A 1,419-nucleotide genomic window follows, 5' to 3' on the forward strand; every position below is an offset into this window, starting at 1 on the left:
GGATCCACCTCGGCGCGGCGCCCGGCGTCGGCAAGACCTACGCGATGCTGTCCGAGGCGCACCGCCGTATCGAGCGGGGCACCGACTGCGTGGTGCCCTTCGTCGAGCACTACGGCCGTGCGCGCACGGAGGTGATGCTGCACGGCCTGGAACAGGTTCCGCGCAGGGAACTCGAGTATCGCGGCGCCGTCTTCACCGAGACGGACATCGACGCCGTCCTTGCGCGGAGCCCGCGGGTCGCGCTGGTCGACGAGTTGCCGCACACCAACATTCCGGGTTCGCGCAACGCCGAGCGCCGGCAGGACGTGGTAAGGCCTCGGTGTCGTCGCTGCGTTCGGACGACGTCGAGTGGTCCGAGGCGGACCGGGCGGAGCTGCTGGAGGCGATGGAGGCGGGCGCGGGCCGGCTGGACCACCTCGTCGGCAATCTGCTCGACATGTCCCGCCTGCAGACCGGCACCGTCACGCCGATCGTCCGCGAGGCCGACCTCGACGAGGTGGTGCCGATGGCCCTGGGCGGGGTGCCCGAGGACAGCGTCGGGCTGGAGATCCCGAGACCCTGCGGGCCGGGCTTCCCTCAACCACGCCGGCCGGCCAAGCCGGGGTCTGAGGTGGTCCAGTAATATTCGCCGTCGAGTTCGAAAGTTTCGGATCGCTCGGTTTGGGGGCCTGTATGCGGACCTACGACAACCCCGTCATCCCCGGGTTCCACCCCGACCCCAGCGTGTGCCGGGTCGGCGAGGACTACTACCTGGTCTGTTCCAGTTTCGAGTACTTCCCCGGGGTTCCCCTGTTCCACAGCAGGGACCTGGTGCACTGGCGGCAGATCGGCAATGTGCTGGACAGGCCCGGACAGCTGGACCTGCCCGACGACACCCCCGCGTCCGGCGGCGTCTACGCCCCCACGATCCGCCACCACGACGGCCGCTTCCACGTCGTCACCACCGATGTCGGCCGCGACGGCGGCACGTTGCTGGTCACGGCCGAGGACCCGGAGGGTCCCTGGTCGGATCCGGTCCGGATCGACGTGCCCGGCATCGACCCCGACCTCGCCTGGGACGAGGACGGAAACTGCTGGTGCGCGGTGGCCGGATGCGCTGTCGCCCGGATCGACCCGCTCACGGGCAAGGTGCTCGAAGGGCCGCTCCCGCTGTGGTCGGGCACCGGGCTGCGGGATCCGGAGGCGCCGCACCTCTACCGGATCGGCGAGTGGTGGTACCTGATCCTGGCCGAGGGCGGCACCGCGCTCGGCCACGGGGTCGCGGCCGCCCGCGCCCGGTCCCCGCGCGGCCCGTGGGAGCCGGCGCCCGGCAATCCGGTGCTCTCCCACCGCGGCACCGGTCTGCCGATCCAGTGCACCGGCCACGCCGACCTGGTCGAGGCGGCCGACGGCACGTGGTGGGCGGTGCTCCTCGGTACC

2 protein-coding genes and 1 pseudogene are annotated in these 1,419 nt (G+C 71.7%); all 3 read left to right on the top strand.

Features of this window, described 5'->3' with window-relative positions; all coding sequences use genetic code 11:
- Window positions 1–2 precede the first annotated feature (2 nt).
- Window positions 3–308, top strand: a pseudogene (locus ACFW2E_RS46865) (histidine kinase); the annotation flags it as partial.
- Window positions 309–319: 11 nt separating this feature from the next.
- Window positions 320–622, top strand: coding sequence for a hypothetical protein (locus ACFW2E_RS46870; RefSeq protein WP_384478275.1), 303 nt, complete (start codon window positions 320–322; stop codon window positions 620–622).
- A gap of 50 nt (window positions 623–672) precedes the next feature.
- A partial coding sequence (locus ACFW2E_RS46875; RefSeq protein WP_384478278.1) for a glycoside hydrolase family 43 protein occupies window positions 673–1,419 on the top strand: 747 nt, incomplete at its 3' end.

The sequence above is a fragment of the Streptomyces sp. NPDC058964 genome (assembly GCF_042741275.1).
Lineage (GTDB): Bacteria > Actinomycetota > Actinomycetes > Streptomycetales > Streptomycetaceae > Streptomyces.